The sequence below is a fragment of the Flavobacterium sp. ALJ2 genome (assembly GCF_015594725.1).
Classification (GTDB): Bacteria; Bacteroidota; Bacteroidia; order Flavobacteriales; family Flavobacteriaceae; genus Flavobacterium.
The window spans coordinates 24699-39969 of the sequence record NZ_JADNRC010000004.1 but is presented as its reverse complement, the minus strand read 5'-3'; the positions used below and the strand labels follow the sequence as shown (position 1 = coordinate 39969).

Genomic DNA, 15271 nt, shown 5'->3' with positions numbered 1-15271 from the left:
AATCTATCACTTTAATTCATCCCTAACTTCCATTAAAGCAAAACCTAAAAGATTGAGTCCTTGCCATTTTTCTGGATTAAGAATATCTTTATGATCACTTGCCATTCCTATACCCCAGATTGGGTCAACTGGACTTGCTTCTACTAAAACTCTATCCTTTGTATTGATCAGAAATTCTTTTAGGTTCTTATTCTGACTGAATTTGTAAAAATTCCCTTGTCGAACAATCTCGTATCTATTATCTAACCAAACAGCATCATCATAACTTTTAACTTCTCTGCCTAACTTTTTAGCTTCAGCAGGAGAATTGGCTTTAATTATTTTTTCTAAAACCTCTTTATCGTTAAACAATTCTGCTTTCTTTGCCATCATCCAGTGTTCTGCCGTTTTATAAGTCACATTATCAACTTCAAATGAGCTTAACCACCACTGACTAAAACAAGTTTTAGAAATACTTCCATCTTTATTGGGTTGATGTCCCCAGAAAAAGAGATATTTATTATCTTGATTTTCTACTATCAGTTTTTCTATACTATACTTCATATCAATTCACTTAATTTCACAACTTCAACACTTTCTCCCTCAAAATCTTTGAAAGAATTGGTTGTAAATATTTTATCGAAACAATCTAAAACTTCAAAGCCTTTATTGAAAATTCCGTGGCTTACCGCTAGATATAATTTTCCAGCATTTTTCTTTTTTAACTCTTCAGCCAATCCTACAAAAGTTCCTCCACCATCACAAATATCATCTACAATAAGACAATCCATTCCCTGCAAATCATCTTCATATACTTTAAAGCCTGATAATCTTCCTGTTTTTACATCGCGGCTTTTGCTACATTCAACAACATCTACTCCACCTAAAAATTCTGAAACTTTATAGATTTTTTTCAAAGCTCCACCATCAGGAGAAATCAATTTTACATCGTTTCCTATTGATTTTATAACTGCTGCAATAAAAGTATGATTCGGAATCACTTCGCAATTGTTTACCAAAGCGGGTGTAACTTCAGAATGTGCATCAAATACAAACACTTTGTTCAATTGCATTGCGTTTATAATATCTGCGTATACTTTTACAGATAATGGTTCTCCTTTTATCATTACACGATCTTGTCTTGCTGCTGGAAAATACGGAATAAACAAATCAATCACTTTTACATCCATTCTTCTTAATGCATCTACAGTTAAACACAACAATCCTAAATCGTTGAATGAATTTAATCTATGTGTAATTGTTATTTTTTGGTTGACATCAAAATCAGGATTAATCTTGATATGTGGTTCTCCTCCTGAAAAAATGAAACTTTTAAAATCTATTTCTTTTTGTCCTGGAAATGGTCTGAAATTTGGGTCTAAATTAAGTATCATAGTTTTTTAGTTTGCGTTAATTATACGCAAATATACATTTAATGTTTTGTTCGGCAATTATTTTGTGTAAAAATTACGCAAACTTTATTTCAAAGTGAAATCCTTCTTTCAATAAAGCATTGTATTTCTGCTGATTAAACTTAAATAATTTTGCAGGTCTTCCTGTTTTATTAGGCGAAAAATTATCTGTTTCCTGAATAATCCCGTAACTTAAAATCTTTTTTCTAAAATTTCTTCTGTCAATTTCTTTCTCTAAAATCGTGCAATACAAATTCTCCAGTTCAGAAAAAAGAAACTCTTCTGGCAATAAATCAAACCCAATTGGTTCATAAGTAAGTTTTGCTTTTAAACGCTCAATTGCTTTTTTAAGAATCAAATTATGGTCAAAAGCCAAATCAGGAATTGCATCTACTTTAAACCATTGCGCATTGTCTGCATCAGAATCGGCTTTAACTTTAAGCTTCGAAGGATCTACTAATGCAAAATAAGCAACAGAAATAACTCTGTTTCTTGGATCTCTGAAAACATCATCGCCGAAAGTATATAATTGTTCAAAGTGATTCACCGTGATATTGGTTTCCTCTTTTAACTCTCGTTTTACAGCTTGTTGCAATGACTCATCATTTTTTACCAAACCACCAGGCAAAGCCCAATACGATTCTTGAGTTCCAAATTTTTGTTGAATTAAAAGCACATATAATTGATTGTTTTGGTATCCAAAAACAATCGCATCAACAGCAACTCTAATATTTTGATTTTCTATCATAACTCTAATGCGTAAAATTTACACAAATATAACTAGTATTTGTACTGATTAAGATTTAACCTCTATCAAATATAAACATAAGTGATTATCATTTTAAAACCTCCTTTAACTCTGTAGCAATAGTTTCAAAAATCGGACTCAGATTACTATTTTTCCCAGACAATAAGAAAACATCAATATTTGGCATTTCTTTACTATCCCATAATAACTGTAGCTTGCCTTCCTCAATTAATTCTTTTGCATTACAATTCCAAGTAATGCCGATTCCGCTGTTTTTAGAAAGCACTCTTAGCATTTCGCTTTCATTAGGAATAATATAGTTAGCAACCATCGAAGGTCTTTTTTTATTAAATACATGCAACCAAAACAATTTAACATGAGGAATTCGTGCATCATGACTATACCATTTTTGCTCATTAAGCCATTGTTCTATATCCGAAGAATTTTTAGTTTTTAACTTTAGTTTAAACTCATTTACTTCAAGTTGTGGAGAAGAAACCATAACCAATTTTATTTTCCCAACAATTTCCTGAATGGTATCAAAGGTGTCAAATTGCTTGGTAACAATTGCAAAATCAAGTTTTTTGGCATCTACTAATTCAAAAAGAGAATCGTTATCATTGAAACTAAAATCGATAAAATCAAATTTAGCTATCAAAACACTCCCTAAGCTTGCAAATAAATTTTTAGAAATCCCTACTGAAATTAATCGATTTGCATCTGACGCTTTTGCTCGAAAGCCATTCTCAACATTTTCGAGGCGATCCAAGGCATCTATAATCAGATTATTAAGTAACTTAGCATAGTCCGTTGGTTCGACTCCTTTTGATTTTCTGTTAAAGAGCTTGTAACCTACGTGTGCTTCTAACATTGATATTTGTTGACTTACCGCAGGTTGACTAATAAAAAGCTCTTTGGCAGCCAAAGAAAAATTACCATTTTTATATACCGATTTAAACGTCCTGTACCATTCTAGATTGACCATGATATAAATATATTTATCACAAACATAATTTATTTTATTTTTACTAATACCTCAATTACTCTAATTTTGTATCAAATAAAATTCAATATGAAGAAAATCGCTCTATTTGTTATTATCGCAGTAACTATAAACAGCGCAAAAACTACAGCGCAAAAAGTAAATAAAAAACATATGAAAAAAGTATTATTTGTTGTTACTAGCCATGATAAATTGGGTAACACAGGCGAAAAAACCGGATTCTGGACAGAAGAACTTGCAGCTCCTTATTATGCTCTTGTAGATAAAGGAGTTGAAATAACTATAGCAACACCACTTGGGGGACAACCTCCAATAGACCCAAAAAGTGCCGATCCCGCATCAGCAACCGAAGACACGAAACGATTTGATGCTGATAAAGTTTTATTAGAAAAATTAAAATATACTATTAAACTAACTGATGTAAATCCTGCCGATTATGATGCTGTTTTTTATCCTGGTGGACACGGTCCTTTATGGGATCTTGCCGAAGACAAAAATTCAGCTGAGTTAATTTCTGCATTTTACACACAAAACAAACCAGTAAGTTTTGTTTGTCACGCTCCTGGTGTTCTTAAAGACGTTAAGATAAATGGCGAATTCTTGGTAAAAGGAAAAAAAGTTACTGGATTTTCTAACACTGAAGAAGAAGCGGTAGGATTAACCAAAATAGTTCCGTTCTTGCTAGAAGATGCATTACAAAAAGATGGTGCAATTTATTCTAAAGGACCAAACTGGGAACCATACGCAATTGAAGATGGATTACTAATTACAGGTCAAAATCCTGCCTCATCTAAATTGGTAGCTGAAAAATTATTACAAAAATTAACTAAATAAGATTCTAAGTTACTAAGGTTCTAAGTTGCTAAGTTTTGAATATCTTTAAGAAAGCTTAAAACTTAGTGTCACAATAAATATTAATAATAAAGATATCAAATTGCCAGAATCAAAAAAACTTAGAACCTTAGTAACTTAGTATCTTAGAAACTCTAAAAAGAAATGCTAAACTTTGAATTATACAATCCGACAAATTTAATTTTCGGAAAAGGACAAATTGAAAAACTAAAAGATCTTGTTCCTCAAGGAGCAAAAATATTATTGGCTTATGGAGGTGGAAGCATCTTTAAAAACGGAATTCACGAACAAGTAATCAATAACTTAAAAGGTTTTGATATCGTAGAATTTGGCGGAATTGAACCTAATCCTCATTTTGAAACTTTGATAAAAGCGGTAGCTGTTATTAAAGCCGAAAAAATCGACTTTATCTTAGCTGTTGGAGGTGGATCTGTAATTGATGGGGTTAAATTTATTTCGGCTGCTGTTAATTTTGATGGAAATCCAATTGATATTCTTCAAAAGCGTTTGTTGATTAAAGAAAACGCAGTGCCATTCGGTACCGTTTTAACCTTGCCTGCAACAGGAAGCGAAATGAATTCGGGTGCTGTAGTTACCATTGAAGCTACCCAAGAAAAACTAGCTTTTGGCGGTAGCGCATTATTCCCAAAATTCTCTATTTGCGATCCAACTGTAATTGCTTCTCTACCTAAAAGACAATTACAAAATGGTGTTGTAGATGCTTATACTCACGTAATGGAACAATACTTAACGTATCCGCATGAAGGGTATTTACAAGATAGGATTGCCGAGGGTATTTTACAAACGTTAATAGAAGTTGGTCCAAAAGTAGTTGAAAACCCTACTGATTATGCTCTCGCTTCAAACTTTATGTGGAGTTGTACTATGGCGTTAAACGGATTAATTCAAAAAGGTGTACCGAGCGATTGGGCAACTCATATGATTGGTCACGAATTGACTGCTTTATATGGTATTGACCATGCAAGAACATTGGCAATTGTTGGTCCTAGTTTATACCATGTAATGTTTGAAACTAAAAAAGGAAAACTAGCGCAATACGGAAGACGTATTTTTAATCTAACTGGTTCTGATGATGAAGTTGCAAAAGAAGCTATCAATCAAACAGTGGCATTTTTCCATACTATGGGAATGGACACTAAATTATCTCAATATACAAATGATTATGCGAAAACAGCTGATTTTATTGTAAATCGTTTTGAAGAAAGAGGTTGGAAAGGTTTAGGAGAAAAACAATTGGTTACTTTAGATAAAGTAAAATCGATTGTAGAAATGAGTTATTAAGTTTCTAAAAATAGAAATAAAATAGAAAAGGCGTTCTTATACTTAATAAGGACGCCTTTTCACAATACTAAAACAAAACTAACTAACTCAATAATTTGTGAAATCATTTAACTAAAATTCTAATTCATAAACAAATACAACGTAAGAATCAATAACTTATTGTGTGTATAGCGAAAAAGTTGTTTTTTATTATTGAAACCAAAATAGTACATTAATTGGGCTCGTTTTTGTGTTATTACTGCATTATTAAGTACTTTTGAGAAAAATTAATAATTATAATGAGCGAAAATTTAAAATTTGCAGTTATCGGTGGTGGAAGCTGGGCAACCGCCATTGCAAAAATGCTATGTGTAAATCTTTCTGAAATTTCGTGGTATATGCGTAATGATGCTGCTATCGAACACATTAATAAATACAAACATAACCCGAATTACTTAAGTTCGGTAGAATTTGATACTCAAAAGCTAAAACTTACCAATAATATAAATGAAGCTGTTGAATATGCTGATTATATTATTTTTGCTATTCCATCGGCTTTTTTATATGCTGAACTAGAAAAACTAACAGTCTCATTAGAGAATAAGATTATTTTCTCGGCTATTAAAGGTATTGTTCCAGAAACGAGCTTAATTGTTGGTGAACATTTTCATATAAAATATGATATCCCATATTATAACATTGGTGTTATTACTGGTCCATGTCACGCCGAAGAAGTTGCTCTGGAGAGATTGTCTTATTTAACAATTGCATGCGGTGACCCAAGTAAAGCTAGCGTCGTTGCCAAAAACTTATCTGGAAACTACATCAAAACCAAAATTTCTGATGATATTATTGGTACTGAATATGCTGCAATGCTTAAAAATATTTATGCGATTGCTGCCGGAATTGCTCATGGTTTAGGTTATGGCGACAATTTTCAATCGGTTATCATGAGCAATGCTATTCGCGAGATGAAAAAATTCATCAAAAAAGTGCATAAAATGAAACGTAACATTAATGACTCAGCCTACCTAGGCGATTTATTAGTTACAGGATATTCTCTTTTTTCGAGAAATCGAATGTTCGGAAGTATGATTGGAAAAGGATATACTGTTAAAAGTGCTATGATGGAAATGAGCATGGTTTCTGAAGGTTATTATGCAACTAAAAGTGCTTACAAACTAAACCAAGGTTATGGTGCAAAAACACCAATTATAGATGCCGTTTATGCTATTTTATATGAAGGAAAAGATGCTAAAACAGTTTTCAAAAAACTTACTGATGTATTAGATTAAATATCTAATGACTGTTACGGATAAATGTTATATTGTAGGAAAAAAAAGAGTCTTGACTAATTTATTTTGTCTTGACTCTTTTTTTATATTCTTTGTTTTCCTTCTAAATCTATTTCTGTTTTATTGAAACTGTGATGTATCACTATATTTACTGCAAACTACTTTACCATAATTCCTTCAACGAATAGAATTGGCACTTCTTCTGAAAAATCTTCATGAATAGAATGTGCTTTGAAAATAAACTTCTTATCATATAATGTATTACCGATAAAATAAGTAACCATGAATTCGTTGTTTAAAGCCAATACACTTTTTTCTACCATTTCAATTTTTACTACCGAAACTGAAGGAACTTCTACAAAAGCATGACGCAAAAGTGACGTTTTTTTCATTTCGCCATCGATTGTTCCAAATGCTTTTGAAACCACCATTACACTTTCAATATTAAAATCACTGTCATTTACAAGATAAGCATACCATACTTTCTCCATAAAATCGTCACTCCATTCCTGAACAACGGCTATAAAAACATTCTCTACTTCTGGAATAATTATATCTTTTTTCATAGCTACCAAAAATTATTAAGTCATAAAGTCGAAAGCTTCATGTGATGAAACTTTCGACTTTACAAATTTTGAACTTAAATTATATGTTTGATTTAAATTGCTCTAAGAATCTAACGTCGTTTTCATAAAACATACGGATATCTCCAATTTGGTACAACAACATTGCAATACGCTCTACTCCCATTCCAAATGCAAAACCATTAAATTCTTCTGGATTTATATCACAGTTTTTCAATACGTTTGGATCAACCATTCCACAGCCACCAATTTCTAACCAACCTGTTCCTTTGGTAATACGATAATCAGTTTCTGTTTTTAGCCCCCAATAAATATCAATTTCAGCACTAGGTTCTGTAAACGGAAAATATGACGGACGCAAACGAATTTTAGATTTCCCAAACATTTCTTTCGTAAAATAAAGCAACGTTTGTTTTAAATCTGCAAAAGAAACATCTTTATCAATATACAATCCTTCTACCTGATGAAAAATACAGTGTGAACGTGACGAAATTGCTTCGTTACGAAAAACACGCCCTGGAGAAATAGTACGAATAGGTGGTTTGTTATTTTCCATATAACGCACCTGAACAGATGAAGTATGCGTACGCAACAACACATCTGGGTTTGTTTGTATAAAAAATGTATCCTGCATATCACGTGCCGGATGGTATTCAGGAAGGTTTAATGCCGTAAAATTATGCCAATCATCTTCGATTTCTGGACCTTCGGAAACGTTAAAACCAATATTAGCAAAAATATCTATGATCTGATTCTTCACGATTGATATCGGATGACGAGATCCAATAATTATTGGTTCTGCAGCACGAGTTAAATCTCCGTAAATACCTTTTACTTCTTCTTTGCTTTCTAAAGCTTCAACAATAGCTTTTACTTTATCTTCTGCTGCTGTTTTTAAAGCGTTTATAACTTGTCCAAATTCCTTTTTTTGGTCATTTGGTACAGTCTTAAATTCTGCAAAAAACTCATTTAAAACACCTTTCTTACCAAGAAATTTAATTCGGAATGCTTCTAATTCTTCCTTATTTTCTGTTGAAAAAGCTTGAGCTTCCCCAATATATTCTTTTATCTTATCTATCATTTTCATTCCGTAATTGAGAATACAAATTTACGTAATTTGTTTTTAAGTTTAAAGTCTAAAGTTTAAAGTTTCCTTTACAAGTCGTGATATATTAACAAGCTAAACGAAAATATAAACATTATTAAAGTGAAAAAACATTTTAACTCACAAAACAAATTCAATCTATAACTATTTCACCAGACTTAGTTTATGTTCAATTTCCTTGACTTTTTTAAGCCAAAAATCTATTCCGTCCTGATTCTTAACAATCTCTTTTTTTTTTTTTGATGTTACACTACCCAATTCAACCCAGTTTTTATTCCAATCTCTATCTCTTTCGCTATTATTAGTGGGTTCTATTCTGGCTCGCCAAAAATCAATATTCTTAAGATATTTCTCTTTTAACTGTTCAAAATACTCCATTAATTTTTCTTTCGAATTAGGAATGTAGCCAGGCCCACTGCATCCACATGAATGGAAAGTAATTCCGACTGAATATAGACTTTTTAAATGTTCCCATTTTTTTACATCATCTTTTTTAGGCGATTCGAAATCAAGTCCCATATTAGCCATTAATTCCCCGCATTCTGGACACTTTGCTTCCTGAATTGATTGACCTCCTTCGGTTATGTCTTTTATAAGCCTCCTCTTAAATGTTTTTCGACACTTAAAACAAGCGTAATGTGGCTTATAAGAAACCATTGCATATCTACACATATTTTTTTAATATTCAGTGTTCAGTCGCGGTTTACAGTTTAGCACACGCTGAAAACTGAGACTGCGACTGAATACTAATAAAACTAATCAATAAGTTTTCTTTCTAAAAAATAATTCACAATTGCTTCTTTCATCAAAACAGATTGTTCTCCGGCTTTTAATGGAGGTAATTCTTCTTTTACTTTGTAATGTGGCCAACCTTCCTCATCAAAAAACTCAAATTCGTAAAATCCGTAAGGCTCTAATAACCTACAAATGGCAATGTGCATAAGATTTAATTTTTCATCTTTTTTGAATTCACGATGTAATTTTCCTAACTCCTGTACGCCAATTAAATAAATTATGGAATCTAAATCTAAGTTTTCTCCTTGTGAAAATTGATCAGAAAGTATATTTACAAGCTGTTCCCAGCGTTCTTTAAGTTGTGTGTCTCTTGACATATTTATATTGTTGATTATGATTTGTATCCTTTGACTCTGCTCAGGATAACAGTTTAATAGGATTAAAAAAAAATAAATCCGTTTACAAAGATAAGAACTTGAAATTTGACAATACGTAGTTGATAATTCTTTTATATTTGCGCATTCATTAAACATTGACAGCAATATGAGTTTTTTCGATATGATTTTAGGTGCATTATTTGTTTACGGTTTGTACCAGGGCATCAAAAATGGACTTTTTGTAGAGATAGCCTCTTTTATCTCTTTATTATTAGGGATCTATTTAGCAATCAAATTTTCGTCTTTAATGAAAGAAATTATCATGAAACATGTTTCTTGGAACCCAAATACAATCCAGATTACAGCTTTTATCCTGACATTTATTTTAGTAGTTATTGCCGTATATTTCTTAGCAAAAATTCTTACCGGAATTGCCGATTTTGCTTTCCTGGGATGGGCTAATAAACTTGGGGGAGGTTTTTTCAGAGTTTTAAAAACAATCTTAATTTTGAGCATTTTTATTGCTCTTTTCGAAAAAATAAATTTCAATCATACATTTGCAAAACAAGAAACACTCGATAAATCGATATTCTATAACCCAATTAAAAAAGTCGCATCTTTTGTATATCCTTCTATTGAAAACTGGTACGAAACTTTAAAGAAAAGCAGTACTGAAAAAAAATCCAAGTCAGCTAAATAGAAGTTTTTTTCTTACACAAAAGCTTGTGTTTTATTTAAGTTTATATTCTACAATAAGCACACAAGAGTATAAAAAACAGCCAAATCCATTTTTTATTTCTTAAAGCCTCAACAATAATACATCTAGATTCTAGAATCCAAAACTTTGCATTATCTTTGCGGATTATTGAAGAGGTGTTATGGCTTTGCTACACCATCGATTCACAACAAAAAAACACTTAAACTCGCATAGAGAATTGACATAATAAACAATGAAAAAGATACGTAACTTTTGCATTATTGCACACATTGATCACGGTAAAAGTACACTTGCTGACCGTTTGCTTGGCGCTACACAAACCGTTACTGCTCGTGAAGAAAAGGCTCAATTGCTAGACAATATGGACTTGGAACGCGAACGTGGAATTACCATAAAAAGTCACGCGATCCAAATGGAATATACTTATAAAGGAGAAGAGTATATCTTAAATTTAATTGATACTCCTGGACACGTTGACTTTTCATACGAAGTTTCAAGATCAATTGCGGCCTGCGAAGGAGCGTTATTAATTGTTGATGCTGCTCAAAGTATACAAGCACAAACAATATCAAATTTATATTTAGCACTAGAAAATGACTTAGAAATTATTCCAATTTTAAACAAAGTCGATTTACCAAGTGCAAATCCAGAAGAAGTAAGCGATGATATCGTAGACTTGTTAGGATGTAAACTAGACGAAATTATTCACGCTTCAGGTAAAACTGGCTTAGGTGTCGAAAACATTTTGGCTGCGATTATCGAAAGAATTCCTCCTCCTACAGGAAATATAGATGAGCCATTACAAGCTTTGATTTTTGATTCACATTACAATCCATTCCGTGGAATTGAAGTTATTTTCCGTGTTAAAAACGGGCAAATAAAAAAAGGACAAAAGATCAAATTCATGGCTACTGGCAATGAGTATTTTGCTGATGAGATTGGAACATTAAAATTAAATCAGGTTCCTAAAAATGTTATTTCTGCTGGAGATGTTGGTTATTTAATTTCAGGAATTAAAGAGGCCAAAGAAGTAAAAGTTGGAGATACTTTAACTGATGCTAAAGTTCCGACTACTAATATGATTACTGGTTTTGAGGATGTAAAACCAATGGTATTTGCTGGAATTTATCCTGTTGACACCGAAGATTATGAAGAGTTACGTAACTCGATGGAAAAATTACAATTGAACGATGCTTCATTGGTTTTTTTACCTGAAAGTTCGGCTGCATTAGGTTTTGGTTTCCGTTGTGGATTCTTAGGAATGCTACACATGGAGATTATTCAGGAAAGATTAGAGCGCGAGTTCAATATGACTGTAATTACTACAGTTCCCAACGTTTCTTACTTGGCTTACACCAAAAAAGAACCTACTGAAGGTTTTGTAGTAAACAACCCTTCTGACTTACCTGAACCTTCAAAATTAGATCACGTAGAGGAGCCTTACATTAAGGCTACAATTATTACCAAAGCTGATTTCGTAGGAAATGTAATGTCATTGTGTATTGAAAAACGAGGTTTAATCACTAACCAAACCTATTTAACTACTGAAAGAGTCGAATTAACTTTTGATATGCCTCTTGCAGAAATTGTATTTGATTTTTATGATCGTTTAAAAACAGTTTCAAAAGGATATGCATCATTTGATTACACTCCTATTGGAATGCGAACTTCAAACTTAGTAAAAGTTGATATTTTATTAAATGCTACAATTGTTGATGCTTTATCTTCTTTAATTCACGTTGATAATGCGTATCACATTGGTAAAAAAATGTGTGAAAAACTAAAAGAATTAATTCCACGTCAACAATTTGATATTCCAATTCAAGCTGCAATTGGAGTAAAAGTAATTTCTCGTGAAACTATAAAAGCTTTACGTAAAGACGTTACCGCAAAATGTTATGGTGGTGATATTTCGCGTAAGCGTAAATTACTTGAAAAACAGAAAAAAGGTAAAAAACGTATGCGTCAGGTAGGAAACGTAGAAATTCCTCAAGAAGCTTTTATGGCTGTTTTAAAATTGAATGACTAGTTTTTTATTTTAGAAGAAAAAATAAAGAGAATAGATAAAACCTGATAGCGAAAGTTGTCAGGTTTTTTTGTGGGATATCTTAAATTTTTAAACCTTTTTACTTTATTCAAATCTTCCATTAAAAATGCTGAGACCTATTTTTTTCCTTTATTCTTCTTTATCAGTGGCAAGTTTTTTATTTCCTATGAAATTACAAACAGTTCAGACTTTTATAAAATTTGGAGTAAATGGAAGACAAAACTTAGTAACTTAGCACCTTTAAACTTAGATTCTTTAAAAAAATGGACGAAACTCCCAAACGATTTGACCGAATTGTAGCTATTCTAATCCAGTTACAATCTAAAAAAATTGTAAAAGCGCAGGAATTAGCCAATCGCTTTGAAGTAAGTCTAAGAACAATTTATCGAGACATCCGTACTCTTGAAGCTTCTGGAGTTCCAATTTATAGTGAAGCAGGGGTTGGCTATGCCTTAATGGAAGGTTATCGTTTGCCTCCAATAATGTTTACCAGAGAAGAAGCTAGTAGTTTTATTGCTGCCGAAAAATTGATGCAAAAATTTACAGATACGGCATTAGGAAACCATTATGCTTCGGCCATGTATAAATTAAAAGCCGTTCTTAAAAGCGACGATAAAGATTGGGTTTCTACAATTGAGTCAAGTATTTTGATGCAAGCTACCGAAAAACTTTTTAATGATAAATCACCTGATACTCTAGCGGTACTTTTTGAGAGTATTGCAGAAAAAAAGCAAGTTATTCTTTTTTACAGGGCTTTAAATTCAGATGAGATTATAGAAAGAAATATTGAACCTGTTGGTATCTTTCATGACAACAACAATTGGTATGTTATAGGATACTGCCATTTACGTAGTGACTACCGACAATTTCGAACTGATCGCGTACATGGAATAAAGAAAACAGAAAAGGATTTCACAATAGAACATGATTCTCTTGAAACTTATTTGAATAAAAGTGAAACTATCCCAACTACTAAAGTACGTATTCTTGTCGAGAAAAACATAGCAAGATATCTATCGCGCGAACGAAAATACCATGGCTTTATTTCTGAAAGAGAAGTAGAAAATCAAATTGAAATGACCTTTATGTCATGCGATATTGAAGAAGGTTTTTCTCGTTGGTTTTTAATGTATGGTGATTATGCCAAAATAATTGAACCTGAGCGACTAAAGCTACGGGTTTTAGAATTGTTAGAAAAAAACAAGAACAGACTTCTATAAAAAAACTCCTAAAACAAGTTTTATCTTATTTTAGGAGTTTTAATCATTTTATCTATCCCAGAAAAAAGGAGGCTCAATACCTAAAGCCCGTAAATAAACATATCCCTGACCTCTGTGGTGTACTTCATTATCTATAAAATATAAGATATTCTGAATAATTGGAGACTCATATTGCCCAAATAAATTGAAGCTTTCACTGAAGTCCTCTATCATAAGCTTTTCCCAATACTGATTAATTTTGACAGTAGATTCGTCCCATTTTTCAAGATACTGTGCTTTAAAAATCAATTTTTCTTCTCCTTCCTTATAAGGTTGGATCTCTCTTTCTACAATATTTTTTAGCGCTGGTGCTGCAATAGCCAAAAGTTCATCTGCTAATTGAGAAAAAGTACGCATCCCTCCGATAGAAAATTCAAAAAAATCTTTTTCAGGAAACGCTTCAATAACATGACGTGTTAATACGCGATGTCCTTGCCAATGCTTTAATAAATCTTCTGGAGTAATAACTTGTGCTGCTAGTGTTTTCATAATTTTAAAAGTTTGATTTTTTTTATTCCTTCAAAAGTAAATTGAGCTGGTGACAACAGTTTGTCAGTAGTAATTTTATTTTTTAAAAATATTTAACATAAAAACCATACCTCTTTATATTTCAACTAAATACAGCACTTAAAAAATAAACACATCTTAAAACGTTTTACTTTTAAGTGAAAATTAAAGAAACAAGCCTCATTTTATCTAAAATAAACATCTCTAATAAATGGGCTTCTTTTTAATTAGACAAAACCTTTACAACTTTGTACATTTGCAACTTAGAAATTTAGCACCTCAACAAAATGATTGAAGATAAAAACCCACAACGTACCAGCATAGCACAATTAGGCGAATTTGGACTAATTGAGCACTTAACACGAAACTTTGATGTTACTCAGGAATCTACTTTAAAAAGTATCGGCGATGATGCAGCTGTATTAGATTTTAAAGACAAAAAAGTTGTTGTTTCTACCGATTTATTAATCGAAGGTGTGCATTTTGACTTGGCTTATATGCCTTTAAAACATTTAGGCTACAAAGCTGTAGTAGTAAACATCTCTGATATTTGTGCTATGAATGCCAAGCCAACACAGATAACTGTTTCTGTTGCTGTTTCTAATCGCTTCCCTCTAGAAGCCCTAGAAGAGTTATTTGCAGGTATTACACATGCTGCCAAGGAATATAATGTAGATGTAATTGGTGGTGATACTACCTCGTCTCAAAAAGGATTGATTATTAGCATTACTGCTATTGGTGAAGCCGATGAAAATGAAATTGTGTATAGAAATGGCGCCAAACAAACTGACTTGTTAGTTGTTACTGGCGATATTGGAGCTGCCTATATGGGCTTACAAGTTTTAGAAAGAGAGAAGCAAGTTTTTCAGGTAAATCCTAATTCTCAACCCGATCTAGATGCTTATACCTATTTAATTGAGCGTCAGTTAAAACCTGAAGCTCGTAAAGACATTCGTACTTTATTACATGCTCTTGAGATTAAACCAACCTCTATGATTGATATTTCAGACGGATTATCTTCTGAAATTATTCATTTATGTAAACAATCTAAAGTTGGCTGTAATTTATACGAAGACAAATTACCACTAGATCCACAATTTATAAATGTTTGTGAAGAATTTAATATCGACAGCACCACTGTTGCTATAAATGGTGGAGAAGATTATGAATTGCTTTTTACTATCGCTATGGAAGATTTTGAAAAAATAAAAGCAAACCCAAACTTCTCAATTATTGGTCATATGACGCAAGAAAGTGAAGGCATACACCTGGTAACACGTGCTAATACGAAAATTGCTTTAAAAGCTCGTGGATGGGACGCTTTAAGCGAATAATTCTTACGCCTATAAAAAAAGACATCTCAAGTAGA

General features: G+C 32.2%; 16 protein-coding genes. 7 read left to right on the top strand and 9 right to left on the bottom strand.

The window, feature by feature from the left end; all coding sequences use genetic code 11:
- Positions 1–6 precede the first annotated feature (6 nt).
- From IUY40_RS05725 to IUY40_RS05710, 4 genes are all read right to left on the bottom strand, one after another.
- Positions 7–543, bottom strand: coding sequence for an NADAR family protein (locus IUY40_RS05725; RefSeq protein ID WP_195735908.1), 537 nt, complete (start codon positions 541–543; stop codon positions 7–9).
- Entirely contained in the window at positions 540–1373 is an 834-nt protein-coding gene (prs, locus tag IUY40_RS05720; RefSeq protein WP_195735907.1) for a ribose-phosphate diphosphokinase, read from the bottom strand. Before prs ends, IUY40_RS05725 begins: the two co-directional genes overlap by 4 nt.
- Before the next feature lie 73 nt (positions 1374–1446).
- The gene (locus tag IUY40_RS05715) at positions 1447–2139 is read right to left on the bottom strand and encodes an NUDIX domain-containing protein (protein WP_195735906.1); all 693 of its coding nucleotides are present in this window, start codon (positions 2137–2139) and stop codon (positions 1447–1449) included.
- Between the two features lie 88 nt (positions 2140–2227).
- The gene (locus tag IUY40_RS05710; RefSeq protein ID WP_195735905.1) at positions 2228–3124 is read right to left on the bottom strand and encodes a LysR family transcriptional regulator; all 897 of its coding nucleotides are present in this window, start codon (positions 3122–3124) and stop codon (positions 2228–2230) included.
- An 87-nt stretch (positions 3125–3211) separates the two neighbouring features.
- On the opposite strand from IUY40_RS05710, the gene IUY40_RS05705 reads away from it, so the two are divergent.
- The 3 genes from IUY40_RS05705 to IUY40_RS05695 all read left to right on the top strand — a co-directional run bounded on the left by IUY40_RS05705 (position 3212) and on the right by IUY40_RS05695 (position 6570).
- Positions 3212–3976, top strand: coding sequence for a type 1 glutamine amidotransferase domain-containing protein (locus IUY40_RS05705; protein ID WP_195735904.1), 765 nt, complete (start codon positions 3212–3214; stop codon positions 3974–3976).
- A 162-nt stretch (positions 3977–4138) separates the two neighbouring features.
- A complete protein-coding gene (locus tag IUY40_RS05700) occupies positions 4139–5296 on the top strand; it encodes an iron-containing alcohol dehydrogenase (protein ID WP_195735903.1) in 1158 nt (385 codons plus the stop codon).
- 278 nt (positions 5297–5574) lie between these two features.
- Positions 5575–6570 (top strand): NAD(P)H-dependent glycerol-3-phosphate dehydrogenase, encoded by a 996-nt coding sequence (locus tag IUY40_RS05695; protein WP_195735902.1) that lies wholly within the window; start codon positions 5575–5577, stop codon positions 6568–6570.
- Positions 6571–6728: 158 nt separating this feature from the next.
- Here the strand turns inward: IUY40_RS05695 and IUY40_RS05690 are convergent, their stop codons facing one another.
- The 4 genes from IUY40_RS05690 to IUY40_RS05675 all read right to left on the bottom strand — a co-directional run bounded on the left by IUY40_RS05690 (position 6729) and on the right by IUY40_RS05675 (position 9371).
- Positions 6729–7136 carry a hypothetical protein gene (locus IUY40_RS05690; protein ID WP_195735901.1) on the bottom strand — a complete coding sequence of 136 codons (408 nt, stop codon included), beginning with the start codon at positions 7134–7136 and terminating at the stop codon, positions 6729–6731.
- Between the two features lie 79 nt (positions 7137–7215).
- The gene (gene pheS, locus IUY40_RS05685) at positions 7216–8235 is read right to left on the bottom strand and encodes a phenylalanine--tRNA ligase subunit alpha (protein WP_195735900.1); all 1020 of its coding nucleotides are present in this window, start codon (positions 8233–8235) and stop codon (positions 7216–7218) included.
- A 168-nt stretch (positions 8236–8403) separates the two neighbouring features.
- Complete coding sequence (locus IUY40_RS05680; RefSeq protein WP_195735899.1) at positions 8404–8931, bottom strand: hypothetical protein; 528 nt, start codon at positions 8929–8931, stop codon at positions 8404–8406.
- A gap of 83 nt (positions 8932–9014) precedes the next feature.
- The gene (locus IUY40_RS05675) at positions 9015–9371 is read right to left on the bottom strand and encodes a hypothetical protein (protein ID WP_129540515.1); all 357 of its coding nucleotides are present in this window, start codon (positions 9369–9371) and stop codon (positions 9015–9017) included.
- Positions 9372–9537: 166 nt separating this feature from the next.
- Between IUY40_RS05675 and IUY40_RS05670 the strand changes: the two genes are divergently transcribed.
- From IUY40_RS05670 to IUY40_RS05660, 3 genes are all read left to right on the top strand, one after another.
- Positions 9538–10071, top strand: a complete 534-nt coding sequence (locus IUY40_RS05670; protein ID WP_195735898.1) for a CvpA family protein — start codon at positions 9538–9540, stop codon at positions 10069–10071.
- A gap of 250 nt (positions 10072–10321) precedes the next feature.
- Positions 10322–12118 (top strand): translation elongation factor 4, encoded by a 1797-nt coding sequence (gene lepA / locus IUY40_RS05665; RefSeq protein ID WP_195735897.1) that lies wholly within the window; start codon positions 10322–10324, stop codon positions 12116–12118.
- A 281-nt stretch (positions 12119–12399) separates the two neighbouring features.
- Entirely contained in the window at positions 12400–13356 is a 957-nt protein-coding gene (locus tag IUY40_RS05660) for a YafY family protein (RefSeq protein WP_195735896.1), read from the top strand.
- Positions 13357–13404: 48 nt separating this feature from the next.
- Here IUY40_RS05660 and IUY40_RS05655 read toward each other — a convergent pair whose 3' ends face one another.
- A complete protein-coding gene (locus IUY40_RS05655; RefSeq protein ID WP_195735895.1) occupies positions 13405–13884 on the bottom strand; it encodes a DinB family protein in 480 nt (159 codons plus the stop codon).
- A gap of 305 nt (positions 13885–14189) precedes the next feature.
- Here IUY40_RS05655 and thiL point away from each other — a divergent pair, with 305 nt between their 5' ends.
- Entirely contained in the window at positions 14190–15236 is a 1047-nt protein-coding gene (thiL, locus tag IUY40_RS05650) for a thiamine-phosphate kinase (protein ID WP_195735894.1), read from the top strand.
- The last annotated feature ends 35 nt before the right edge of the window (positions 15237–15271 follow it).